Origin of the sequence: Streptomyces sp. NPDC058326, assembly GCF_042879855.1 — a bacterium.
Classification (GTDB): domain Bacteria; phylum Actinomycetota; class Actinomycetes; order Streptomycetales; family Streptomycetaceae; genus Streptomyces.
The window spans coordinates 104,729-128,043 of the sequence record NZ_JBHVZO010000022.1 but is presented as its reverse complement, the minus strand read 5'-3'; the positions used below and the strand labels follow the sequence as shown (position 1 = coordinate 128,043).

Sequence of the window (23,315 nt, the reverse complement as noted above, 5' to 3'; positions counted from 1 at the left end):
CTGGCGTTGATTTTTGGCACGCTGTTGAGTTCTCAAGGAACGGACGCTTCCTTTGTACTCACCCTCTCGGGCTTTCCTCCGGGCTTCCCTTCGGTTTTTCGTGTTTCCAGCTTAGCAGACCCGATTTCCGTTTCTGCCACCCGCTGGAGCGGGCTGCCGGTGCTGGAATTCGCTTTCGCTTTTCCGTTCCCGGCGGGGTCAAACACTACCAGGCTTTTCCGGTCCCCCCGACCACGTCCCCTGCGAGCATGCAGAGGTGTAGACCACTGGGGTTAGGATCTGGCTTGATAGGTGCTGCCGACCCGCGACTCAAGGCCGCGTTGGGGTCAAGCAGGAGTACGACAGTACATCCCACCGTCAGTCGAGGCAAATCGTTTCCGGTAGTCCCTAGCTCCGCCCAACTGGTACGTCTCGTGCGGAACTAGGACTTCGTATGACATACGCTTCAGAACAGTACGCCGTCCAGGACAGGTAGTGACGGCGCCACACCATCTCCGCCCCTGGGAGGCTTCCCATGACAACCGTGACGTCGCCGCTTGCTGGACGCGCCATCGGTCTCGCCGCAGTTCCCGACCCGGTCTTCTCCGGTGCGATGGTCGGTCCCGGTACCGCCATCGATCCCGTACGTGAGCCCTCGGAGGCCGTCTCCCCTATCGACGGGGTCGTCGTCTCCATGCACCCGCACGCCTTCGTCGTCGTCGACGGAGAGGGGCACGGTGTGCTGACCCATCTGGGCATCGACACCGTTCAGCTCAACGGGCAGGGCTTCGAGCTGCTCGTCAACAAGGGGGACACCGTGACGCGCGGACAGGCCGTCGTGCGCTGGAACCCCGTCGACGTCGAGGCCGCCGGCAAGTCCCCCATCTGTCCCGTCGTGGCGCTCGAGGCCACCGCGGACTCGCTCTCCGACGTCGTCGAAGACGGTGACGTGAAGGCCGGCGACGAGCTCTTCGGCTGGCGCTGAGCCGGTCGTCCTCGTGACGACCGCGAGTTCGACATTCAACGCGGCGGCGGGTGCCGCCGCTCTATCGGAGACGGGTGAGATGGAGACAACGCTGCGAGGCGTCGGCGTCAGCCACGGTGTGGCGATCGGCGAGGTCCGGCACATGGGCACAGCGGTTCTCGAGCCGCCGGCCAAGCAGATTCCGGCGGACGAGGCGGAGCGCGAACAGGGGCGCGCCCGTCAGGCCGTCGAAGCTGTCGCCGCCGACCTGATTGCGCGGGGCAATCTGGCCGGCGGTGAGGCGCAGCACGTGCTGGAGGCCCAGGCGATGATCGCCCAGGACCCGGAGCTCATCGCCGATGTGGACCGCCGGATCGCCGTGGGCAGCACGGCAGAGCGCGGTATCTACGACGCCTTCTCGCACTACCGGGAGCTGCTCGCCGGTGCCGGTGAGTACATGGCCGGACGTGTCGCCGACCTCGACGACGTGCGGAACCGGATCGTGGCGCGGCTGCTCGGTGTGCCGATGCCGGGTGTGCCGGACAGCGACGAGCCGTACGTGCTGATCGCGCGGGACCTGGCGCCGGCGGACACGGCGCTGCTCGACCCGACGCTGGTGCTCGGGTTCGTCACGGAGGAGGGCGGGCCCACCAGCCACAGCGCGATTCTGGCGCGGGCGCTGGGTGTGCCGGCCATCGTGGCGCTGCCGGGTGCGGGTGAGCTGGCCGAGGGCACGCTCATCGCGGTCGACGGTTCGACCGGAGAGATCTTCGTGGAGCCGAGCGAGGAGAAGAAGGCGGAGCTGACGAAGGCCGCCGCCGAGCGCAAGGCGGCGCTGGCGACGTCCAGTGGTCCCGGTGCGACCTCGGACGGGCACAAGGTGCCGCTGCTCGCCAACATCGGTGGTCCGGCGGACGTGCCGGCCGCTGTGGAGGCCGGGGCGGAGGGTGTCGGTCTCTTCCGTACGGAGTTCCTCTTCCTGGACGACAGCGAGAAGGCTCCGTCCGAGGACAAGCAGATCGAGGCCTACCGCAAGGTGCTCGAGGCCTTCCCGGAGGGCCGTGTGGTCGTGCGGGTGCTCGACGCCGGTGCCGACAAGCCGCTGGACTTCCTGACGCCGGTGGACGAGCCGAATCCGGCGCTCGGCGTGCGGGGGCTGCGGTCGCTCCTGGAGCACCCGGAGGTGCTGCGGACGCAGCTGACCGCGCTGGCGAAGGCGGCCGAGGGGCTGCCCGTGTACCTCGAGGTCATGGCTCCGATGGTGGCCGACCGTACCGACGCGAAGGCGTTCGCCGACGCGTGCCGTGAGGCGGGGCTGCGGGCGAAGTTCGGTGCGATGGTCGAGATCCCGTCGGCCGCGCTGCGGGCGCGCTCGATCCTCCAGGAGGTCGAGTTCCTGTCGCTGGGCACCAATGACCTGGCGCAGTACACCTTCGCGGCCGACCGGCAGGTCGGTGCGGTGTCTCGGCTCCAGGACCCGTGGCAGCCGGCGCTGCTCGACCTGGTGGCGCTGTCCGCCGAGGCGGCCAAGGCCGAGGGCAAGAGCTGTGGTGTCTGTGGCGAGGCCGCTTCGGATCCGCTGCTCGCGTGTGTGCTGACGGGTCTGGGTGTCACCTCCCTTTCCATGGGTTCCGCGTCGATTCCGTATGTGCGGGCGACGCTCGCCAAGTACACGCTCGCTCAGTGTGAGCGGGCCGCGGCCGCGGCCCGTGCGGCCGACACGGCGCACGAGGCGCGCGTGGCCGCTCAGGCGGTGCTGTCCGGGGAGTGATTTCCCGGGTGGGTCCTGCGAAGGGGCTTTCCGTCACCGAGGTGACGGGGAGCCCCTTCGGCGTGGGTGGGGTCAGTGGTGGCTGGTCCAGTCGTCGTCGGGGTCGGGGGTGAGGGGGAAGCCGGCGAGGTGGTCGACGCCGGGCTCCGGGGAGAGGGGCTCTCCGGTGCGGGCGTCGGTGCAGTAGGCGGCGAAGACCTCCGCCGCGGTGAGGGGGGTGAGGGCGCCGTCGGTGAGGCGCCAGCCGTGGAGTCGGTCGCGGTCCCCCGGGTTGCCGGTGCGCAGGACGACTCCGCCGGGGGTCCCGAGGGCGATGCCGGCGGCGAGTACGGCCGTGAATTCGGCGGCCGCTGCCTCTTCGGCGTCCGAGGGGCGCGCGGTGCCGTGGGTGTGGAGGACGGCGAGGAGCTGGTCGTCGGCGGCCCGGACGCTGCAGACGAGGTGGTGGGTGCCGGGTCCCGCGGCGTCGAGGAGCCGGGCGAGGAGCCGGGCGGCGCGCTCGAAGGCCGCCGTGCCGATGTCCTTGCCGCAGGTGGCGCAGTCGCCGGCGGTGGCGAGGACGGTGGTGGCGTACTCCCAGGTGGCGTGGCGGACGGCGATGTCGACGAGCTCGGGGAGCAGGGTGCTGAGGGGCTGTCCGGTGTAGGTGACGCGGGCGCCGGTGGCGGCGAGGTGGGCGGTGAAGCGGCTGCGGCTGGTGGGATGGTCGGGTTCGATGGCGGTCTCGGCGCAGTAGACCGCGTACTCCTCGGGGTCGAAGAGGGTGACGGTGGTGTGGCCGCCCTGGGTGGCGAGGTTCTTGAGGAGGGCCTCGACCTGGCGGAGGTAGAGGGTGTGGTCGTCGAAGGCGAAGGTCCGGTACTGGCGCATGGCCGTGAAGTCGTGCTCGTCGGCGAGGAGGCCGACGGTGGTGGGGACCTCGCGGCGCAGGGCGCGTCGGAGGCCTGCCTGGGTGGTGCCGGTCCGTGTCATGTCTCCCCCTGGGTGCAGTCCGATCAGTGCTCACTCACCGTAACCTTCGCCACTGACAGTGACGGTCCGGTGAGGCGTCGGCGGACGAGGCGGCTCTGGGCGGCGCAGGTGGCGGCGAGAGCCGCGCCGAGGACGGGCCAGCCGAAGGGGCCGGCGGAGACGAGGCCGGTCATGAGGAGGGGGCCGGCGAAGCGCTGGGTGGACTGGGCGAGGCCGTGCACTCCGAGGTAGGCGCCCTGGGCGTCGTCGGGGGCCAGGGCGACGGAGATCTCCCAGGAGGCGATGGTGTGGATCATCTCGGCGAAGGTGAGGGCCACGGCCGCGGTGATCAGGGCGGCGATGGAGACGGTGCGGCCCCCGAGGGCGGAGACGGCCAGGGCGAGCGTACCGACGGCGAAGAGGACCGCGAGGGGTGTGAGGAGCCGTCGGGCCGCTTCGGTGGAGGAACCGAAGCGGGCGAGAGGGACCTGGAAGACCACGACGAGGGCGCTGTTGGCGACCATCAGGAGCGGGGCGAGGCCGGCCGGGGCGTCGGTGGCGTGAACGATCCAGAGCGGGAGGGCGACCTGGAGTACCGAGTCGTGGAGGAAGAAGACCGATTCTCCCGCGGTGAAGGCGAGGAAGCCGCGGTCGCGCCAGGGGCTGCTGGGCTTGGTGGTGGGGGCGGGGTCGGTGGACGCGGCGGCGATCCGGGAGGAGGCGGGGGCCGGGGGTTCGGCGCAGCGGAGGGTGAGGGCCGCCATCACGAGGTAGGAGAGTGCGTCTCCGATGAGCAGGAGGTGGAAGGCGGTGCTGGTGCCGACGGCGAGTGCGGCCGCGGCGCCGAGGCCGCCGAGCGTCCAGCCGAAGTTGGAGGTGGTGCGGTTGATGGCCTGGTAGCGGACGCGGTCGGGGCCGGCGATCCGGGCGGCGTAGAGCTTGGTGAGGACGTTGGTGGCGCGGTCGGGCAGGGCGCCGATCGCCGAGAAGAGGACGAGCAGCGGGTAGTCGTCGGTGGTGAGGAGGGCGAGGAGGGCCGCGGCGCGCAGGAGTTGGGTGCAGATGATGACGCGGACCAGGGGGAATCGGTCGGCGAGGCGGCCGCCGAGAGGGGCGCCCGCGATGCCGGCGGCTCCGGAGACGGCGATGAGCAGGCCGATCTGTCCGAGGCCGAGGCCCGTGACGTAGGTGAAGTACAGGGCCATGGCCGTGGCCCAGAGTCCGGTGCCGCACTTGTCGATGAAGCCGATGAGGAGCATGCGGCGGCCGTCGGGGCCTCCGGGGACGCGGTCCTTGAAGGCGGTGCGGGTGGAGCGGGTGGTGCGGCTCATGGATCCCCCTTGCCAACTACTTTGTATTAATACATAATTGACTACGTGACAGCACAATATGGGATCGCAGGGACGACGGCCAAGGGGATTGCCGCGTCCGTGGAGCAGGGCGTGACCGAGGGCGGGCTCGCACCGGGTGACGCCCTGCCACCCGTACGGCGGCTCGCGGACGCACTGGGGGTCAGTCCCGGGACCGTCGCGACGGCTTACAAGGAGCTGCGGCAGCGGGGGCTCGTCGTCACGCGGGGGCGGGGCGGAACGGTGGTCGCGGAGGCTCCCTCGGTGGCCTCACGACGTCCACCGCGCGTGCCGGACGGCCTCGTCGACCTGGCAGGCGGCCATCCGGACCCGGCCTTCCTTCCCGTGGTGCGTCCGCCGTCGGCGGTCGCCCCCGTGTACGGATCCCATCGCGCCGCGCCCCGGCTCGCGGCGCTCGAAGAGGTGACCCGGGCGTGGTTCGAGCGGGACGGGGTGCCCGCGCGGCACGTGACGTTCGCGCACGGCGCCCTCGACTGCATCGCACGGCTCCTCTCGACGGAGCTGCGGCCCGGCGACGCGGTGGCCGTGGAGGATCCCGGGTTCCACCATCTCCTCGACCTGGTACCGGCGTTGGGGCTGCGGATGGTCCCGGTGGCGGTGGACGGCGAGGGGCTCGTACCGGACGCGCTGCGGACCGCTCTGCGGGGCGGGGTGCGCGCGGTGGTGTGCAGCCCTCGGGGGCAGTGCCCGACCGGGGCGTTCTTCACCCGGTCTCGGCGGGACGAACTCGTGGCGGTGCTCAAGGAGTTCCCGGAGGTGCTCGTCGTCGAGGACGACCACAACGCGGAGGTCGGCGGGGCCGCGGCCCACACGCTCGCGGCGGCGGGGCTGGAGCGGTGGGCGCAGGTGCGGACCGTGTCGAAGCATCTGGGGATCGACCTGCGGTGGGCCGGGCTCGCGTGCGACGCGACGACGCTGGCACGGCACGACGGGCGGATGCTGCTGACCTCTGGCTGGGTCAGCCATGTGCTGCAGGAGACGGTGGCCGGCCTGTTCGGCGACGGGGGTGTACGCGCGCTCGTGGCGAGCGGCGAGGCGGCGTACGCCGAGCGGCGGGCGGCGCTGATCGGCGCGCTCGGGGTGTACGGGATCCGGGCCGTGGGGGCGAGCGGGCTCAACGTGTGGGTGCCGGTGCGGGACGAGTCGGCCGTGGTCAACGGGCTGCGGACACAGGGCTGGTGGGTGGCCGCGGGGGCGCGGTTCCGGATCGGGGCGCCTCCTGCGGTACGGATCACCACGGCGACGCTCGCGCCCGGCGACGCGGTGCGCCTCGCGGCGGACTTCGCGGAGGTGCTCGGGGACGCGCAGGCGACGTACGGCGGTTGACGCGGGAACGCTCCGGGGAAGGGCCCCGGAGTGCTGTCCCACGCGGCGCTCGCCGCCGCCTCCCCCGCGCCGGACGTCCGGCCCGACGGGTACGTGTACGTCAGGAGCCTCGTCGCGCACGCGGGACGATGCGCGGCCGGCGGTGCCGCCGTGCTGCCGCCCGTCCGTCGGCGCGAAGTGTGGCTGTCCGCCGACGGCAGCCGGCCCGGCCTCCTCCGTGAGCCCGGGGTCGCCGACACGGCGCTGAGCCCCGGCTGCCCGCGCCTCCTCGCCGGGGGAAGCTGCCGGAGGGGTGAGGTAAGGCGTCGGGCCCCCGGTCCGGTCGGATCGGGGGCCCGGTTCGCGTACCTGGCTGCCTGGGTGGCCGCTCAGCCTCGGCGGTTGGCGGCCAGGGTCTCGTAGAAGTGGAGGAGGCCGAGGTCGTCGACCGAGCCCGCGTTGACGGCCTTGGCCAGGGGGGTGCCCTGGAGGAGGCGCTTGACCGGGACCTCGATGCGCTTGCCGGTGAGGGTGTGCGGGACGCCCGGGACCTCGATGATCTCGTCGGGGACGTGGCGCGGGGAGAGTTCGCTGCGGATCGTCCGCTTGATCCGGGCGATCAGCTCGTCGTCCAGGGTGGCGCCCTCCACGAGGTGGACGAAGAGCGGCATCCAGTAGCCGCCGTCCGGCTCCTCCAGGCCGATGACGAGGGATTCACGGATCTCCGGGAGGCGTTCCACGGCCTCATAGATGTCGGCGCTCCCCATCCGGACGCCCTGGCGGTTCAGGGTGGAGTCGGAGCGGCCGTGGATGACGACCGAGCCGTGGTCGGTGATCGTGATCCAGTCGCCGTGCCGCCAGGCGCCCGGGAACATCTCGAAGTAGCTGTCGCGGTAGCGGCTGCCGTCGGGGTCGTTCCAGAAGCGGATCGGCATGGACGGCATGGGGTTGGTGACGACGAGTTCGCCGACCTCGCCGATGACGGGCTTGCCCGAGAGGTCCCAGGCCTGGAGGTCGGTGCCGAGGCCCGCCGCCTGGAGCTCGCCGATGTGGACCGGCAGGGTGGGGACGGCGCCCGCGAAGCAGGAGCACACGTCGGTGCCGCCGCTGACCGAGGCGATCCACAGGTTCTCGCGGACCTCGTCGTGGAGCCAGCGGAAGCCGTCGGGAGGCAGCGGGGAGCCGGTGGTGGCGACGCACTTCACGGCCGAGAGGTCGAAGTCACGCCCGGGGTGGACGTCCGCCTTGGCGCAGGCCATGACGTACGCGGCGGAGGTGCCGTACAGCGTGGCGCGGGTGCGTTCGGCGACGCGCCACTGGGCCGCGGTGTCCGGGTAGCCGGGGCTGCCGTCGTACAGGACGACGGTCGTGCCGGTGAGCAGGCCGGAGACGAGGAAGTTCCACATCATCCAGCCGGTGGAGGTGTACCAGAAGAACACGTCCTCGGGGCCGAGGTCGCAGTGCAGGCCCAGCTGCTTGACGTGCTCGACGAGGATGCCGCCCTGCGACTGGACGATCGCCTTCGGCAGGCCGGTCGTACCGGAGGAGTACAGGACCCACAGCGGGTGCGAGAACGGGACCTGCTCGTAGACGGGCTCGACGTCGGCGGCGACGAGGTCGGCCCAGGCGAGGGTGCCTTCGGGGGCCGGGGTGCCGAGGAGCGGGATGTGGACGACGGCGCGGAGGGTGGGCAGCTCGGCGCGGAGTTCGGCGACGGTGTCGCGGCGGTCGTGCTCCTTGCCGCCGTAGCGGTAGCCGTCGACGGTGAAGAGGACGACCGGTTCGACCTGCTGGAAGCGGTCGAGGACGCTGCGGGCGCCGAAGTCGGGGGCGCAGGACGTCCACACTCCGCCGACGGCCGCGGTGGCGAGGAGGGCCACGACGGACTGCGGGACGTTGGGCAGGTAGCCGCTGACGCGGTCGCCCGGTCGTACGCCGAGGGCGCGGAGTTCGGCGGCGAGGGAGCCGACCTGGCGGCGGAGCTCGGCCCAGGTGACCGGCGTCGGCACCTGTGTCTCGTCCACATGGAGCAGAGCCGTGTCGTGGGGGCGCTCGTCGGCGGCGCGCAGGGCGTGCTCGGCGTAGTTGAGGGTGGCCCCGGGGAACCAGTCGGCGCCGGGCATCGACCGGTCGCCGAGAACCCGCTCGTACGGGGTGGAGAAGCGGATGTCGAACCACTCGACGACCGCCTTCCAGAAGGCTTCGAGCTCGTCGACCGACCAGCGGTGGAGCGCCGGGTATCCGCCCTCGGCCGGCGCGCCGTGGTGTTCGGCCGCCCAGCTCTGGAAGCGGGTGACGGCGGCCGTGGCGATGCGTTCCTCGTCCGGCTGCCAGAGCGGCTCGGTCTGCGCTGATGTCATTGGGGTGGCTCCCTGGCTGTACGCGGGGTCGGCGTGTGTCCCGCGCACGTGCTGGGGTGTGCGCGTGACGCGGCTGACAGGACGATGCCATGTGATCGTCTTTCGCACCAGGGCTGCCCGCCCATGGTCGGGCAGTTGAATATGTGCCCCCACCACGGGTGAACGGCAGTTGAACGGAGCTCGTATCGCCCCTGGTGGGTGGCAGGGTGATCACCATGGACGGTCGTGGACTGGTGCGTTCGATCAAGGTGTTCGGTTCGGTGCGGGGGTTGCGGACGGTGCGGGCGGCGTGGCGGCAGCGCCGTACCGACGCGTGGGGGTTGCCGCCGAGGGGGCCCGAGCGGGCCCGGGTGCCGGGGCTCGCGACCGGGGCGGAGGCGGCGCCCGGCGGGGGGACGATCCGTTTCGCGCGGTCCTCGCTGCGGATCCGAGTCGCTTCGGGAGGCACGGTGTTCTGGGGATGGGACGGGGCCGGTCCCCTTCCCTCGTACGCCGTGGCCGGCGAGGCGCCCGAGCCGGATCCCCGGGCCTCCCTGGAACCGGACACCGACGGCGGCTGGCGGATCGTCTCGGAGCGGGTGACGGTGGCGGTCTCCCGGCACGGCGCGGTCGAGATCAGGACGCCGGGCGGGGTGATGCTGCGGCGGGAGCTGCCGCCCCGCTGGTGGGAACCGGTGGCGAGCGGGGCGGCGGCCGGGGGGCCCGGCGCCATGGCGGTCACGGAGACGGCGGCGGACGCGGGGGCGAGGACGGAGGTGCCCGCGGGGACGGGGACGGACGTTTCCGCAGGGGCGGGGACGGACGTTTCCGCAGGGGCGGGGACGGACGTTTCCGCAGGGACGGGGACGGGCGCGGACGCCGGGATCGGCGCGGGCGGGCCCGGCGGGGCGGTGGCGGCCGGTGTCGCGCGCTGGGTGCAGCGGAGCGAGGTGCCGGCGGACGCGCGGTTCTTCGGGCTCGGCGGACGGTCGGCGGGGCCTCGACTGCGGGACGGCTCCTACCGGCTGTGGAACACCGACCCCAAGGGGAGTTTCGGCCCCGGGGACGATCCGCTCTACCTCACCATGCCCGTGCAGTTCGTCGTCTCGGACGCCGGCACCCACCTCGCCTTCCACGACAACTCCTGGGACGGCCGGGTCACCCTGGCGGAGGGCGAGGAAGGGGCGGGGTCGGGGCACGACCGGCCGGGTACGAGCGAGGTGCGGATGGCCGGCGGGCCGCTGCGCTGCTGGGTGATCGTCGGCACCCCCGCGCGCGTGCTCCACGGCTGGGCCGCGCTCACCGGGGCTCCCGCGCTGCCGCCGGACTGGGCGCTCGGACCGCAGCACGCGCGCTGGGGGTTCGGGAGCGCGCGGGAGGTGCGCCGGGTCGTGGCCGGGTACCGGGAGCGGGGTCTGCCGCTGTCCGCCGTGCACCTGGACATCGACCACTTCGACGCGCACCGGGTGTTCACGGTCGACCGTGAGCGGTTCCCCGATCTGCCGGGGCTCGCGGCGGAGCTGCGGGAGCAGGGCGTACGGCTCGTGTCGATCGTGGACCCGGCGGTGAAGGCCGAACCGGGTAACGCGGTCTACGACAGCGGACGGGCGGCGGGGGCGTTCGTCAGGGACGCCCGGGGCAGGGAGGTCCGCGGGGTGGTCTGGCCGGGCGAGTGCGCCTATCCGGACTTCACCGATCCGGCGGTACGGGAATGGTGGGGCGGGCTGTACGAGGAGCGGCTCCGGCAGGGCTTCGCCGGGGTCTGGCACGACATGAACGAGCCGGTGTCCTTCGCGCCCTTCGGTGACATGACGCTGCCGCGCTCGGCTCGGCACTCGCTGGACGGCCGGGGAGGCGACCACCGCGAGGCCCACAACGTGTACGGCCTCACGATGGCTCGCGCCGGGTACGAGGGGCTGCGCCGGCTGCGGCCCGAGGAACGGCCCTTCCTCTTCTCGCGCTCGGGCTGGGCGGGCATGCAGCGGTACGGGGGCACCTGGTCGGGCGACGTGTCGACGGGGTGGCCGGGGCTGCGGGCCTCACTCGCCCTGGTCCTCGGGCTCGGGCTGTGCGGGGTGCCGTACTCGGGGCCCGACGTGGGGGGTTTCGACGGCAGCCCGGCGCCGGAGCTGTTCCTGCGCTGGTATCAGCTGGGGGCGTGGCTGCCGCTGTTCCGTACGCACGCGGCGATCGGCGCGGGGCGGCGCGAGCCCTGGGAGTTCGGTCCGGAGGTCCTGGAGCACGCGCGCGTGGCACTGGCCGAACGGGAGCGGCTGCGGCCCTACTTCACGACCCTGGCCCGGCTCGCCCGGATGACGGGCGCCCCCTACGTGCGTCCCCTGTGGTGGGGGACGCCCGAGGACCGGGTGCTGCGCGACTGCGAGGACGCGTTCCTGCTCGGCGACGCGCTGCTCGTGGCACCGGTCCTGACCCGTGGCGCCGACCGGCGTGCGGTGCGGCTGCCGCGGGGCCGCTGGTACGACACGGCGACGGGGCAGGCGTACGAGGGGCCCGGGCAGGTGCTGCTCGACGCTCCGCTCTCCCGGATCCCGGTCCTGGCACGGGCGGGTGCGGTGCTGCCCGTACGGGACGGGACGGGCGGCCTGGCCCTGGAGGTGTGGGCGCCCGCCGCGGGGCGCACGGGCGGCGGGCTCGTCGTACGGGACACGGGCGACGGCTGGGAGCCGGCCGAGATCGAGCGGTACCAGTCGCATCTCGTGGACGGCCGGGTGGTCGTCGAGCGGGTGACGGACGACGGGGTGGAGGAGGCGGGTCTGCCGGTGCGGGTGCGGGGGGTCGAGGGGGGCTGAGCCGCCGTGGCGGGGCGCGGGGGCTGAGCCGTGGCGGGGCGCGGGGGCTGAGCCGTGGCGGGGCGCGGGGGCTGAGCCGTGGCGGGGAACGGGGAGGGGCGCAGAGCCGTAGCCGGGAACGGGGAGGGGCGCTGAGCCGCCGGCGCGGGGGGGGGAGCTCAGCCGTACGCCCCCGCGAACCACTTGCGTACCGCCTCCGTGTGGAGGGGGAAGGCCAGCTCCGCGGGCGCGTGGAGGACGTGGTGGCCGCTCGTCTCGTCCGTCGGGGCCGAGGGCGGGAGTGTGGTGGCCGGGCGGGGCGGGAACAGGCCGAAGAGGAGGAGGTGACCGCCGGGCGAGCTCATCGCGTCGGCGAGGAGGACCTCTTCGGCCGAGGCCGGGATGCCGGTCTCCTCGCGCAGCTCGCGGGCCACGGCGGCTCGCCAGTCCTCACCGTGGTCGATGAAGCCGCCGGGCAGGGCGACCCCGCCCCGCGCGGGCTCGATGGTCCGGGTGATGACCACGAGGCCCGTTCCGGCTCCGTCCGTGACGGGGAGCAGGGCGACGGCGACGGGCAGCGGGTTGCGGTAGACGGTGTGACCGCAGACCGGACAGCTGCGGGGCCAGCCGGCGTCGGCCGGGTGGGAGGCGCCGCAGCCGGGGCAGTGGGAGCGGGAGGAGTGCTTCACGGCCCGACCGTATGCGATCACCCTTTCCCGGCGCTGCCGGAACTGATAGACGGTGCGCATGACAGGACTCGTTTCCGCTTTCCGTACTCTCGCCGTCACCGCCGCGGCCGGGCTGCTCGCCGTCACGGGCGCTGTCGCCGCCCCCGCCACCCCGGCGTCGGCCGCTCCGGAGCCCAAGGCGCCACGGGAGTTCGTGGCCCTCAGCTCCGTCGACCGGACGATCCTCCAGGAGATGCGCTACACGACGGCGCACAACTTCGTGGGTGAGCCGGTGGACGGCTACCGGCAGCCGCTGTGCATCCTGACCCGGCCGGCCGCCGAGGCGCTGCACCGGGCCCAGGTGCGTCTCCTCTCCCGGGGATACACGCTGAAGGTGTACGACTGCTACCGGCCGCAGCGGGCCGTCGACCACTTCGTGCGCTGGGCGAAGGACCTGGCGGACGAGCGGATGAAGGAGGAGTTCTATCCGCTCGTCGACAAGTCGAGGCTGTTCGCGGACGGTTACATCGCGGAGAAGTCGGGACACAGCCGGGGTTCGACGGTGGATCTGACGATCGTCCGGCTGCCGGCGGTGCCCACGCGCGCGTACGTGCCGGGCGAGAGGCTGGTGGAGTGCTACGCGCCGCGGGAGGAACGGTTCCCCGACAACTCCGTCGACATGGGGACCGGGTACGACTGCTTCGACACGCTCTCGCACACCGACGATCCCCGGGTCCAGGGCGCGCAGCGGGCCAACCGGCAGCTGCTCAAGGCGGTGCTCGCCGAGCAGGGGTTCGTGAACCTGCCGGAGGAGTGGTGGCACTTCACGTTCAAGCCGGAGCCGTTCCCGAGCACGTTCTTCGACTTCCCGGTGGCGCGGAGGTCGGTGGCCGGGCACTGAGCGCCTCTCCGTGGCGGCCTCGGACCCGTGGCGACACGCTCGCGCGGATGGCCGGGGCCCGGGTCGTCACCACCGCGAACCCGAGCTGTTCGAGCACGGGTTCGCGGTGGTGACGGTTCGCTGACGGCTCCCGCGTGCGGGGGCCGTCCGTCAGGTCGTCGCGGCCGCGTGGCCGCGGTCCGCGAGGACGAGTGCGTGCTGGACGACCGCCACGAGGACGTTCTTCACCGACTCGCGGTCCCGGGCGTCGCACATGAGGAGCTCCACCTCGGGATCCAGGTCGAGCGCCCCGCGCACGCTCTCGGCGGGGAAGCGCCGCGCGCCCTCGAAACAGTTGACGGCGACCGTGAAGGGGATGCCGCGCCGCTCGAAGTAGTCGATGGCCGCGAAGCTGTCCTCGAGGCGGCGGGTGTCCGCGAGGACGACCGCGCCGAGCGCGCCCTGCGCCAGCTCGTCCCAGAGGAACCAGAAGCGGTCCTGGCCCGGGGTGCCGAACAAGTACAGGACGAGGTCCTCGCGGAGGGTGATCCGGCCGAAGTCCATGGCGACCGTGGTGGTCGTCTTGGTCTCGACGCCGTGCAGGTCGTCGACGGGCCGCCCCGCCTCGCTGAGCATCTCCTCCGTCCGCAGGGGCCGGATCTCGCTGACCGCGCCCACCAGCGTCGTCTTGCCGACCCCGAACCCGCCCGCGACGAGGATCTTCAGGGTCGTCGGCTCGACGAAGGGCTTCTTGCGGCTAGAGCGCCCGAAGGCCATTGATCACCTCGCGGAGAATGCTCACGTCCGGCAGCTCGGCCGGCGGAACGGGGCGGGTCACGTGGACGAGTTCGTCCTCGACGAGATCTCCGACGAGAACCCGGACCACCCCGACGGGGAGGTCGAGTCCGGCGGCGAGCTCGGCGATCGACTGGGGCTGCTCGGAGCAGCGTTCGACGATCTCCACGTGTTCGGGGGAGAGCGTCTGGTCCCGGCCGGGGTCGTCGGCGGCGGGCTCGGGAACGACCACCGCGATCAGGTCGAGCCGGTGGCGAGTGGCGGCGCTCGTCCGGCCGCGGGTCATCGCGTACGGACGGACCACCGGCCCGGCCTCGTCGTCGAACCAGTGGTGGGTGCCGGGGGCCTGGTTCTGGTCCGGCTGGTTCCGCCGGTCTGCGTCACTCATGCCGTCCCACTCATCCTCCCGAGGGCTGGCCGGTCCTGGGGGCGGTCGCGAGGTGGGCCCCGACCCGCTTCACCATCAGCGTCATCTCGTAGGCGACCTGGCCCACGTCGGAGTCGGCGTCGGCGAGCACGGCCAGGCAGCTGCCGTCACCGGCGGCCGTGACGAAGAGGAAGGCGTCCTCCAGTTCGACGACCGTCTGGCGGACGTTGCCCGCCTCGAAGTGACGGCCGACGCCCTTGGCGAGGCTGTGGAAGCCGGAGGCCACGGCGGCGAGGTGCTCGCCGTCCTCGCGGGTGAGGTCCTGGGAGGCGCCGGTGGGGAGGCCGTCGCTGGAGAGCACCAGGGCCTTCCGGATGGAGCCGACGCGCTGGACGAGCTCGTCGAGGAGCCAGTTCAGCTCGCCGTTTCCGTGGCCGTGGCCGGAGGTGGTGCTGGGTGCTGCGGCGTTCGGTGCGGTCATCGACCGTCCCCCTCGGGTGTCGTTCCTTGTGCTGTCGGGTCGTCAGGGCCGGCGTTGTCCCGTCGCCCGCGCTGCCAGCCACGCTGCATGGCGGCCATGCGTGCGCGTACCTCCTCGGCGTCGCGCTCGAAGGAGTCGGGGTCCGTGGGCGCGGCGCCGCCGTTCCCCCGGGCGTCGGCGCGCCCGGCCGGGCCGTCGGTCGCGCGCAGCTGCGGCGCCAGGCTGGCCTGGCGGACACGGCGGGGCAGCCCGCCGAACGGCTCGGGGTCGGCCGGGGGTACGGGACGCTTCGGCGGCGCGGAGTCCTCCGGTGGTACGGGGCCCCTCGGCGGCACGGGTCCGTTCGGCGGCACGGGGACGAGGGTGGGGCCGGTTCCTCTCGGGGGCGCCGGCGGGTCGTCCGGTCCGGCGCCGTGGGCGAGGTGGCCCGAGCCGGGGCGCCCGGGCGTCCGGCCGGGGGCGGGGTGCGCCCGGCCCGTGAGCGACGGGTCCCGGGCGGGAAGCTGGTGGTCGCGGGCGGTGAGCCGGCTTTCCCGGTCGGGAGGCTGGTGGCCGCCGACGGGGGGCTCGTGGTCCCTGGCGGGGAGCTGGTGGTCCCTTGCCGGGAGTTCCCGCGCGCGGCCGGGGACCTCACGAGAACGGTCGGAAAACGCCCGCGCCCCGCCGGAGGGTGCGTCCGGCGTGGACTCCGCGCGGGCCGCGAGGGGGTGCGTGCGGTCCGGCTCGTCGACGCGCCGGCCGTGGTCGACGACGAGCGTCGGGGTGCGGCGGCGCGGCAGCGGCACCGGGCCGAGGACTCCCCCGTCGGCCGCCGTCCCGCCCTCGCCGTGGCCGTTCGTCCGGTCCGCGGCCTGCTGGTGCTGTTCGCCGGCGGGCGCGAGCCCGGCGCGGCGCCTGCCGCGGGGCAGGAAGAGGCCGCCTCGCTCGCTCTCGGTGTCGAGGAGGTCGGCGGACCGGTCGAGGAGCGCGTCGAAGTCCTCACCGCCGACGGGTCCCTCCAGCTCCACGGGACCGTCGAGCGGCCCGGGGCCCTCGGCCACGTCCGGGACCCTGGCGAGCGCCGGGCGCCGGCCGGGCGGCGTACCGCCGTCGCCCGCCGGCTCATCGGCGGCGGCGATGCGCTCCAAGGTCTTGCGGTCCAGGCGGAAGCCGGCGCCCTGGGTCTCGGGCGCGTCGGTGAGCAGCGCGGCCGGGATGAAGACGACCGCGGTGGTCCCGCCGTACGGGGAGGTCTGGAGCGAGACGCGGACGTTCTGTCGCTGAGCCAGCCGGCTGACCACGAAGAGGCCGAGGCGGTCGGTGTCCGAGAGTTCGAACTCGGGGGTCTCCGCGAGCCTGAGGTTGGCGTCGAGCAGGGCGTCGGGGTTCATGCCGAGGCCGCGGTCGTGGATCTCCAGGGTGAAGCCGTTGGCGACCCGCTCGCCGAGCACCTGGACGGCTGTGTGCGGGGGCGAGAAGACGGTGGCGTTCTCGAGGAGTTCGGCGATGAGGTGGGTGAGGTCGGCGACGGCGGGACCGCCCACGCCGAGGCGGGGCAGACGGCGCACCTCGATCCGCTCGTAGTCCTCGACCTCGGCGACGGCGGCGCGGACGACGTCCATGAGCTGCACGGGCTTGCGCCACTGCCGGGAGGGTGCGGCGCCGGAGAGGATGACGAGGCCTTCGGCGTGGCGCCGCATGCGGGTCGTGAGGTGGTCGAGCCGGAAGAGGTCGGCCAGCTCGTCGGTGTCCTCGGTGCGCCGCTCCATGGTGTCGAGGAGGGTCAGCTGGCGGTGGAGCAGGACCTGGTTGCGGCGGGCGAGGTTGACGAACACCTCGGAGACGCCGCGCCGCAGCTCCGCCTGCTTGACCGCGGCCTCCACGGCGGCACGCTGAAGGGTGTTGAGGGCCTGGCCGACCTGGCCGACCTCGTCCTCGCCGTAGCCGAGGTGGGGCACCTCGGTGCCGACGTCGACCTGTTCGCCCGCTGCGAGCCTCCGCATCACGCTGGGCAGGCGGACGCCGGAGACCTCCTGGGCCTCCTTCCGGAGGCGGCGCAGGTCGCGGATGAGCTCACGGCCGACGCGTACGGAGATGACGATCGAGGCGAGCAGGGCGATGAAGCCGAGGACACCGGCGACGCCGGCCTTGAGGAGGACGCTGTACGCGGCGGGCTGGACGCGGTCCTGGTAGCGGTCGCCGGCTGCGGTGTTCTCTCGGGCCAGGGCGTCGAGGACGGGGCCCGTGTGGTCCTGCCAGTAGGCGGCGGTGACGGCCCGGGGGCTGTCGGTGGGTCCCTGTTCGACGATCGCGTTCTCAGCGGTGCGCAGCGGCCGGGTGTCGGGGCCGCGCCAGTACTTCTCGAAGCGTACGCGCTCGGCGGCGGGCAGGAGTTCGAGGTTGACCTCGTAGAACTGCTCGCGGTTGGCGATGAGGTCGGATATCTCGCGGATCTCCGGGGCGGTGATCCGGTCGGCGACGAGGGCGGAGAGGACGAGGGCGTCCTCCCGGGAGAGGAGCTCACGCGCGCGGGTGATGCCGACGAGGGCGCGGCCCTGCTTGTCCATCTCGACGTTCTCGAGGGCGTGGAGGGTGACGAGGAAGCTGTAGCAGGGGTCGACGAGACGGTTGTAGAAGTCGAGCGCCTGCATACGGCCGATGTCACGTTTCTCCACTGAGCGGCGCAGCGAGGCGAGGCCGTCGAGTGCCTGGAGGAGGGAGGTGAGCCGTTGTGCGGTGACGGGCCGCATCTCCTCGCGTACGCCGGGGTCGGCTGCGTTCGCGCGGATGCGGGCGATCTGGCGGTCGGTGGCCTCGCGGGTCTCGCGCAGGGAGCCGAGCGCGTCGGAGCCCCGGGGGTCGGCGAGGTAGATGAGCGACTGGCGGCGTTCGAGCTGGATGACCCGGGCGGTGTCCTCCAGGGGGTAGCCGACCTTGTCGACGATGTAGCCGACGTCGAGGAGCTGGTCGGCCTCGCGTCCGGTGAGGGCCGTGGCGAAAACCCACAGTCCGGTGAGGGAGACGAGCGGTACGAGCAGCAACGCCACGATCTTCCGGCGGATGGACTTCCCGCGAAAGCGCATGGCCTCCCCCAGCTCGGCCCCCGTGGCCACGGGGGTCCTTCACGTTCGTGACGTCCCGTGTCAACACGCGGCGTCTACCTTGAGTTCCAACAAATGGCGGCGCGAGCCTACTACTGCATCACGGCCATCCCGAAGGCATGTCCGGGCTATTTTCAGCCTGTCGAGTGAGTGTTGATCATGAGATGTCCTGTTATTCGGGGAGTTGGGATCGGCCACTGTGGTGCAGGACACCTGATGTCGCGGCTTTTCTCCGGCCTGCGGAGATGGCTGGAATTGTTTGTTCCGCTCCCGTCCCCGTCATGTTCGTCCCGGGGCGGGCGAAACCTTTTCCCTCTCTCGTGCGTCAATAAGTACGGGGAGGGCTCTGTCCGTGTAAAGGCGCTCAAGACGGGCAGCCGACCCTGAAGTCGTTCAGTGGTGGGGAGTGACAGGACAATGGAACACGAGGCGCGGTCGGCGCGGCAGTTGTGGGTGGACGAGGAACGGGGCCGACGCCGGATGCCCGATCCGGTGCGTACCGCGGCCGTACGAGCCGTGATGATCACATCGGTGACGCTCATCCAGGCGGTGGTGGCGTTCCTCTGCTCCTTGGCGGGCTCCTGGCTGGCGTTCCCCGTGACCGTCAGCGCGGTGGTCTTCACCGTCGTGGCCACCTGGAGTGTCCTCGACGTCTGGATCACCCGTCAGGTGTGGCGCCAGCGCAACGGTGTGGTGTCGGAGCCGAGCAGCACGGCACGACGGCCGATCCGTGAGAAGCACGAGGAAGGCCGGACGGGAACGGCGTCGCTGTCCGAGGCCGCCTGAGCCTCGGACAGCGGACAGCGGAGAGACGGTGAATGGCCCGGCCCCTGGAAGGGGGCCGGGCCATTCACCGTCCACGGGGTGCTACAGGGTGTTCGTCGGGGCGGCTTCGTCGGACTGGTGCCGGCGGAACATCCTGGTGGCCGTGATCTCGCCGTGGATCGTCTCGCCCTCGGCCGCGGTCTGCGGCAGCCCCGGACGCAAGTGCTCCTCCACGCTGATGTACTTCAGCCCGGCCCGCAGGTCGGCGTCGTTGCGCAGCCGGATCACCAGCGGGAACTCGGCCAGGGCGGTCGTGTCGAACAGCCCCGTCGTGTACAGCAGCTGGACGCCGAGCGCGTCCGAGACGGCCCGCTGGAGCTCCAGGAGATACGTGGCGTTGGCGCGGCCGATCGGGTTGTCCAGGAACAGCGTGCCCGCGTGCCGGTGCTTGTCACGGCCCCGGTCGTTGGAGCGGAGCGCCGCCATCGTGCAGTACAGGGCGATGGCCGCGGTGAGCAGCTGACCGCCGGAGAAGACGTCACCCATCTGTCCGACGGGAACCCGCTCGGCGCGGAGCACCGCGTCCGGCTTGAGGATCTCGACGGAGACACCCTTGGGTTCGAGGGCCGCCTGCACCCCCCGCAGCAGCAGGGACATGCCGTCGCGGCGCAGGTCGGAGTTCTTCTTGACGGCGGCGCGGGTGGCCTCGTCGACGACCTCGCCGAGCCGCTCCGCGAGGGTGGCCTGGTCGGGCTCGTCGAAGCGGATCCGCAGGAACTCCTGGCCCGACCACTCGCCGAGGCCCTCGGGGAGCCGGGAGAGCCGCTGCGCGGAGCGGAGCGTCGCGAGCGAGGACTCGACGAGGCCGCGCAGCCGGTCCACGATCGAGTCGCGGTTGCGCTCCAGCTGTTCCAGCTCGTCGGTGAGGACCCGCAGCCGGGGGGCGAAGGCCTCGGCCCACTTGGCGGCGTGCTCGGGCAGCGCTGACGCCGGCAGTTCGCGGATCTGCTGACGGGCCGGGGTGCGGACCTGCTCGTAGCGGGTGGAGTTGGCGTGGCGTACGAGGATGTCGCTCGCCTCGCGGACGGCGGCGTCGGCCGCGGACAGCTCGGCGGTGCAGCCGCGCAGTGAGCGGCGCGTCTCGGCGGCCGTCGTACGGGCCTCCTCCAGGCTGCCCGGGTACGGCTCGGCGGCGTCACGCTCCTCGTCGGCGTGGTCGCGGAGCAGGTCCCGCAGCAGGGCCGCGGCCTCCTCGAAGCCACCCGCCGCGTCCTCGGCGGCCCGGTGGTCCCGCAGCAGGCCGGCGTGGGCGGCGCGCGCGGCCTCCAGGGCGTCCGTGCGGGAGGCGAGTTCGGCGGTGGCGGTGCGGAGCAGGGCCTGCGCACGCTCGGCGTCGGCGGGGACGAGCTCCTCGGGCAGCTCGGTGTGCGCCTCTCCGTCCTCGGGGGCGAGGCGCTCGGCCTCGCCGCGGAGACGGCCGAGCTTCTCGCTCGCCTCCGACGCGCGTGTCTCCAGCATCTGCACGAGGGACTCGGCGCGGGCGGCCGCCGCCTGCCGGGAGGGGCCGTCGGCGCCGTCGGTGGACTCCAGGAGCTGTTCGGCGCGGGTCCTCACCTTGTTGGTGAGACGGTCCAGTTCGGCGAGGGCGGCGGACTCGTCGCTCTCGGCGCGGGCCTGCTCGGCGCGCAGGTCGGCGCCGACGCCGACCTTCTCGTACAGCTGAGAGGCGGCCCGGTAGGCCTCGCGGAGGGTGGGTAGCGCGGCGCGGGGCGCGGGCGTGTCGTCCTCGGGAAGGGTGTCGGGGGCGCCGGCGATCTCGGCGCGCTCGGCCCGCAGGGCACGGGCGGTGCGGTGGGCGTCGTCGGCGGAGCGCTGGGTGGCGCGACGGTCCTCGTCGGCGGCACGGGCGCGTTCCAGACAGGTCTGGGCGCGGGCCTCCGCCTCGGCGGCGTCGTCGGCGAGTTCCCTGAGCTTGGCCTGCCAGGCGGACCGCTCGCGCAGCCGGTACGCGAGGCCCGCGAGGGCGTCGGCGACCCGGCGGGCACGCTGGGCCGCCTCCTGACGCTCGTCCCGGAGGCGGGCCGCCTCGGCGGCGGCCTCCTCGGCCTCAGCGCGCGCGGTACGGGCCTCTTCGAGGGTCGCGGCGGCCGCCTCGGCGTTCTCGCGGGCGGTCGTGGCGACGGCGGCGAGTTCGGCGAGCATCCCGGGCGGGCAGTCGGCGCGCCAGGACCCGATCCGCGCCGCGAGGGAGCGGTCGCCGGCGAGCCGGGCGGCGAGGGTACGGATCTCCTCGTCGCGGGCGGCCGCGCGGGCGCGCAGGGCGTGGCGCTCCTCGTCGGCCGCGTGCTCGTCGTGCATGGCCGGGTTCGGCGGTACGAGGAAGACGCCGTGGGCCCCGGTGTCGTCCGTCGTGTCCTGCGCCGGCGCGGGGGCGAGCAGGGCGGCGGCGGTGCCGACGGCCACGGCGGAGCGGGGCAGCAGGGCGGCAGAGCCGAGGACCTCGCGGGCGCGTCCGTACGAGACGGGGTCGGTGATCACGACACCGTCGACGAGCTCGGGGCGGGCGGCGAGGACGCGCGCGTGGTCGGCGGGGTCCACGGACTGGGCGAGGTAGCGCCAGCCGGGGAGGGCGGGGATGCCGTGCTCACCGAGGTACTCGACGGTGGCGAGGACGTCGGGTCCCGGCGGCAGCAGACCGCCGTCGCCGAGGGCGCCGAGGATGCGGGAGTCGTCGGCGGCGGCGGTGCGCAGGTCGAAGAGCTGGCGCTCGGCCGAGGAGACGGCCTGGTCGAGCATGCCGCGCAGGTCGTCGGCGTACCGGTCGAACTCGGTGACGGTGAGCGGGCCTTGGACGGTCCGGCCGGTGCCGGCCCCGGCCGTCTCCCCGGCGTCGGCGGTGGCGGCTCGCTGTCCCGGCAGGGGGGAGCCGGAGGCGGGGAGGCTCAGGAGTTCGGCGAGGCGTTCCTCCGCGGCGAGGAGCTCGGCGGCTCGGCGCTCCGCGTCGTAGGCGTTCCCCGCGGCCTCGGCCGCGTCCGCGGCGCGGGCGGCGGCGAGTTCGGCGCGGGACTCCGCCGCCGCGGTCTCCCGCGCGCGCTCCGCCGCGGTGCGGGCGGCCTCGCGGGCCGTGTCCCAGGCGGCGACGGTCGTCTTCTCGGCGTCGCTGGCGGCGAGGGCCGCGCGGGCCGGGTCGGCGTCGGGCGCCGTGTCGTCGAGCCAGCCGGCCCGTACCGCCTCCGCGGTCTCCTGCTCGACCTCGGCGAGCCTCTGGCGCAGGTGACCTGCCTCGCTGCGGGCGCGCTGGGCCTCGGTGGCGGCGGCCGTGGCGTCGCGGTGCGCGGTCTCGCCGACCTCCTGGAGGGCGGTGGAGCGTTCCTCCTCCTCGGCGGCGTGACGCTCGCCCTCCTCGGCGGCCGCGGCCAGGGCACGGACGAGGTCGGCGGCCGCGTCGGCGCGGGCCGCGAGGGCCGGGGCGGCGTCCCGCTCGGCCTCCCGGATGGCGACGGCCACGCGCGCGGAGCGATCGCTCGCGGCGCGGTGGCGGAGGACGACCTCGGCCGCCTGCCAGGCGGCGTGCGCGGTGCGGGCGTCGGTGAGTTCGCGGCGCTGGGAGTTCGCACCCTTCTCGGCGGCGGTCAGGGCCAGGGAGGCGTGCCGGTAGGCGAGTTCGGCGGCGATGAGGGAGCTGCGTCCGCGTGCGGTCTCGGCCTCGGCGACGGCGTGGGCCGCCGAGGTCACCTGCTGGGCGAGCTCGGCGCCACGGCCGCGCTCCTGGGCGGCGCGGGCGGAGAGCCGGCGGGCCAGGGTGCGGGTACGGCGCTCGGCGGCGGTGTGGATCTCGCGCGCGTGGGACCGGGTCTCGGCGGCGCCGACGATCCGGCCGAGGAGGTCCACCGAACCGGCCGTGAACTCGCGCTCGGCGGTCAGTTCGGCGCGGCGGCCGAGCTTGTCGCCGAAGCCGCCGACGAGGTCGGCGAGGCCGTCGGTGTCCCGGGTGTCGGTGACGGCGCGCAGCAGCAGGTCGGTGAAGTCGGAGTCCTTCTTGACCGCGAAGAGGCCGGCGGCCTCGCCCTCGTCGGCGTTCATCTCGCGCTGGTAGCGGAAGAGTTCGGGGTCGAGGCCGAGCTCGCCGAGGTGCTCGTTCCAGCGGTCGTGGATCTCCTCCCAGTAGACCTCCAGGTGCGGGTAGGCCTTGCCGGCCTCCGTGATGGCGTCGCGGAAGCCCTTCATGGTGCGGCGGCGGCCGGTCGCCCCCGAGGCGCCCTCGACGGGCGGGCGGACGGACGTCGCCTCGGCGACGGGGAGGTTGTCCAGGCTGAGGCCCGGGCCGGGGCGGAAGGAGTACCAGGCCTCGGCGAACTTCCGCGGGTCGTGGGAGACCTGGCGGCCCCGCCACTCACTGGCCTTGCCGACGACGACCAGTTCGCCGGTGAGGGTGTGCTGCCACTCCAGGGCGACGTGCCCGCAGTCGTCGGCGAGGAGGAACTTGCGCAGGACGCCGGAGCTGGCGCCGCCCAGGGTGTTGCGGTGGCCGGGGAGCATGACCGAGAAGATCAGCTTGAGGAGGACGGACTTGCCGCCGCCGTTCTCCAGGAAGAGCACGCCCGCGGGGGCGGGGCGGCGCGGCGGGCCGACCGGTTCCTCCTCGAAGAACTCCGCCTGCGTGGGGGCGGGGTGGGGCACGGGCGCGCCGACCCCCCGCAGGTCCAGGACGGTGTCGGCGTAGCGCGCACCGGCGGGACCGATGGAGTACAGGCGGACCCGGGACAGCTCGTACATGGCGAGGGACTCTCGTGCTCTCGTGCTCTGGAAGG

The 23,315-nt window shown here is 73.4% G+C and carries 15 protein-coding genes; 6 read left to right on the top strand and 9 right to left on the bottom strand.

The window, feature by feature from the left end; genetic code table 11:
* Positions 1 to 514: 514 nt before the first annotated feature.
* Both ACFVYX_RS31080 and ptsP read left to right on the top strand, forming a co-directional pair.
* Positions 515 to 964 carry a PTS glucose transporter subunit IIA gene (locus ACFVYX_RS31080; protein WP_389684808.1) on the top strand — a complete coding sequence of 150 codons (450 nt, stop codon included), beginning with the start codon at positions 515 to 517 and terminating at the stop codon, positions 962 to 964.
* 79 nt (positions 965 to 1,043) lie between these two features.
* Entirely contained in the window at positions 1,044 to 2,714 is a 1,671-nt protein-coding gene (ptsP, locus tag ACFVYX_RS31075; RefSeq protein WP_389684809.1) for a phosphoenolpyruvate--protein phosphotransferase, read from the top strand.
* 72 nt (positions 2,715 to 2,786) lie between these two features.
* Here the strand turns inward: ptsP and ACFVYX_RS31070 are convergent, their stop codons facing one another.
* Positions 2,787 to 3,686, bottom strand: coding sequence for a hypothetical protein (locus tag ACFVYX_RS31070; protein ID WP_389684807.1), 900 nt, complete (start codon positions 3,684 to 3,686; stop codon positions 2,787 to 2,789).
* Between the two features lie 23 nt (positions 3,687 to 3,709).
* Positions 3,710 to 4,996, bottom strand: a complete 1,287-nt coding sequence (locus ACFVYX_RS31065; RefSeq protein WP_389684806.1) for an MFS transporter — start codon at positions 4,994 to 4,996, stop codon at positions 3,710 to 3,712.
* Positions 4,997 to 5,041: 45 nt separating this feature from the next.
* Here ACFVYX_RS31065 and ACFVYX_RS31060 point away from each other — a divergent pair, with 45 nt between their 5' ends.
* Complete coding sequence (locus tag ACFVYX_RS31060; protein ID WP_389684805.1) at positions 5,042 to 6,361, top strand: aminotransferase class I/II-fold pyridoxal phosphate-dependent enzyme; 1,320 nt, start codon at positions 5,042 to 5,044, stop codon at positions 6,359 to 6,361.
* Positions 6,362 to 6,729: 368 nt separating this feature from the next.
* Here ACFVYX_RS31060 and ACFVYX_RS31055 read toward each other — a convergent pair whose 3' ends face one another.
* Entirely contained in the window at positions 6,730 to 8,700 is a 1,971-nt protein-coding gene (locus ACFVYX_RS31055) for an acetoacetate--CoA ligase (RefSeq protein WP_389684804.1), read from the bottom strand.
* Between the two features lie 215 nt (positions 8,701 to 8,915).
* On the opposite strand from ACFVYX_RS31055, the gene ACFVYX_RS31050 reads away from it, so the two are divergent.
* The gene (locus ACFVYX_RS31050) at positions 8,916 to 11,489 is read left to right on the top strand and encodes a glycoside hydrolase family 31 protein (RefSeq protein WP_389684803.1); all 2,574 of its coding nucleotides are present in this window, start codon (positions 8,916 to 8,918) and stop codon (positions 11,487 to 11,489) included.
* Between the two features lie 158 nt (positions 11,490 to 11,647).
* On the opposite strand, the gene ACFVYX_RS31045 is transcribed toward ACFVYX_RS31050, so the two are convergent.
* Positions 11,648 to 12,217 (bottom strand): NUDIX domain-containing protein, encoded by a 570-nt coding sequence (locus tag ACFVYX_RS31045; RefSeq protein WP_389684802.1) that lies wholly within the window; start codon positions 12,215 to 12,217, stop codon positions 11,648 to 11,650.
* On the opposite strand from ACFVYX_RS31045, the gene ACFVYX_RS31040 reads away from it, so the two are divergent.
* Positions 12,216 to 13,037, top strand: coding sequence for a M15 family metallopeptidase (locus tag ACFVYX_RS31040; RefSeq protein ID WP_389684801.1), 822 nt, complete (start codon positions 12,216 to 12,218; stop codon positions 13,035 to 13,037). The genes ACFVYX_RS31045 and ACFVYX_RS31040 overlap by 2 nt on opposite strands.
* Before the next feature lie 150 nt (positions 13,038 to 13,187).
* Here the strand turns inward: ACFVYX_RS31040 and ACFVYX_RS31035 are convergent, their stop codons facing one another.
* Genes ACFVYX_RS31035 through ACFVYX_RS31020 form a run of 4 tightly spaced genes read right to left on the bottom strand, consistent with a single transcriptional unit; the run spans position 13,188 to position 17,751 of the window.
* Complete coding sequence (locus ACFVYX_RS31035) at positions 13,188 to 13,793, bottom strand: ATP/GTP-binding protein (protein ID WP_389684800.1); 606 nt, start codon at positions 13,791 to 13,793, stop codon at positions 13,188 to 13,190.
* On the bottom strand, positions 13,774 to 14,199 hold the full coding sequence (locus ACFVYX_RS31030) for a DUF742 domain-containing protein (protein ID WP_389684799.1): 426 nt from the start codon (positions 14,197 to 14,199) through the stop codon (positions 13,774 to 13,776). Before ACFVYX_RS31030 ends, ACFVYX_RS31035 begins: the two co-directional genes overlap by 20 nt.
* 10 nt (positions 14,200 to 14,209) lie before the next feature.
* A complete protein-coding gene (locus tag ACFVYX_RS31025) occupies positions 14,210 to 14,659 on the bottom strand; it encodes a roadblock/LC7 domain-containing protein (protein WP_389684798.1) in 450 nt (149 codons plus the stop codon).
* Positions 14,656 to 17,751, bottom strand: coding sequence for a nitrate- and nitrite sensing domain-containing protein (locus tag ACFVYX_RS31020; protein ID WP_389684797.1), 3,096 nt, complete (start codon positions 17,749 to 17,751; stop codon positions 14,656 to 14,658). The genes ACFVYX_RS31025 and ACFVYX_RS31020 overlap by 4 nt, the downstream gene beginning before the upstream one ends.
* Before the next feature lie 405 nt (positions 17,752 to 18,156).
* On the opposite strand from ACFVYX_RS31020, the gene ACFVYX_RS31015 reads away from it, so the two are divergent.
* The gene (locus ACFVYX_RS31015) at positions 18,157 to 18,525 is read left to right on the top strand and encodes a hypothetical protein (RefSeq protein WP_389684796.1); all 369 of its coding nucleotides are present in this window, start codon (positions 18,157 to 18,159) and stop codon (positions 18,523 to 18,525) included.
* Positions 18,526 to 18,606: 81 nt separating this feature from the next.
* Here ACFVYX_RS31015 and ACFVYX_RS31010 read toward each other — a convergent pair whose 3' ends face one another.
* A complete protein-coding gene (locus ACFVYX_RS31010; RefSeq protein WP_389684795.1) occupies positions 18,607 to 23,280 on the bottom strand; it encodes a hypothetical protein in 4,674 nt (1,557 codons plus the stop codon).
* Positions 23,281 to 23,315 lie beyond the last annotated feature (35 nt).

Excerpts from the sequence above, each read along its gene's own strand:
- ACFVYX_RS31080 (WP_389684808.1), top strand. The coding sequence starts at position 515 with ATGACAACCGTGACGTCGCCGCTTGCTGGACGCGCCATCGGTCTCGCC.
- ptsP (WP_389684809.1), top strand. The coding sequence starts at position 1,044 with ATGGAGACAACGCTGCGAGGCGTCGGCGTCAGCCACGGTGTGGCGATC.
- ACFVYX_RS31070 (WP_389684807.1), bottom strand. The coding sequence starts at position 3,686 with ATGACACGGACCGGCACCACCCAGGCAGGCCTCCGACGCGCCCTGCGC.
- ACFVYX_RS31065 (WP_389684806.1), bottom strand. The coding sequence starts at position 4,996 with ATGAGCCGCACCACCCGCTCCACCCGCACCGCCTTCAAGGACCGCGTC.
- ACFVYX_RS31055 (WP_389684804.1), bottom strand. The coding sequence starts at position 8,700 with ATGACATCAGCGCAGACCGAGCCGCTCTGGCAGCCGGACGAGGAACGC.
- ACFVYX_RS31050 (WP_389684803.1), top strand. The coding sequence starts at position 8,916 with ATGGACGGTCGTGGACTGGTGCGTTCGATCAAGGTGTTCGGTTCGGTG.
- ACFVYX_RS31040 (WP_389684801.1), top strand. The coding sequence starts at position 12,216 with ATGACAGGACTCGTTTCCGCTTTCCGTACTCTCGCCGTCACCGCCGCG.
- ACFVYX_RS31045 (WP_389684802.1), bottom strand. The coding sequence starts at position 12,217 with ATGCGCACCGTCTATCAGTTCCGGCAGCGCCGGGAAAGGGTGATCGCA.
- ACFVYX_RS31035 (WP_389684800.1), bottom strand. The coding sequence starts at position 13,793 with ATGGCCTTCGGGCGCTCTAGCCGCAAGAAGCCCTTCGTCGAGCCGACG.
- ACFVYX_RS31030 (WP_389684799.1), bottom strand. The coding sequence starts at position 14,199 with ATGAGTGACGCAGACCGGCGGAACCAGCCGGACCAGAACCAGGCCCCC.
- ACFVYX_RS31025 (WP_389684798.1), bottom strand. The coding sequence starts at position 14,659 with ATGACCGCACCGAACGCCGCAGCACCCAGCACCACCTCCGGCCACGGC.
- ACFVYX_RS31015 (WP_389684796.1), top strand. The coding sequence starts at position 18,157 with ATGGAACACGAGGCGCGGTCGGCGCGGCAGTTGTGGGTGGACGAGGAA.
- ACFVYX_RS31010 (WP_389684795.1), bottom strand. The coding sequence starts at position 23,280 with ATGTACGAGCTGTCCCGGGTCCGCCTGTACTCCATCGGTCCCGCCGGT.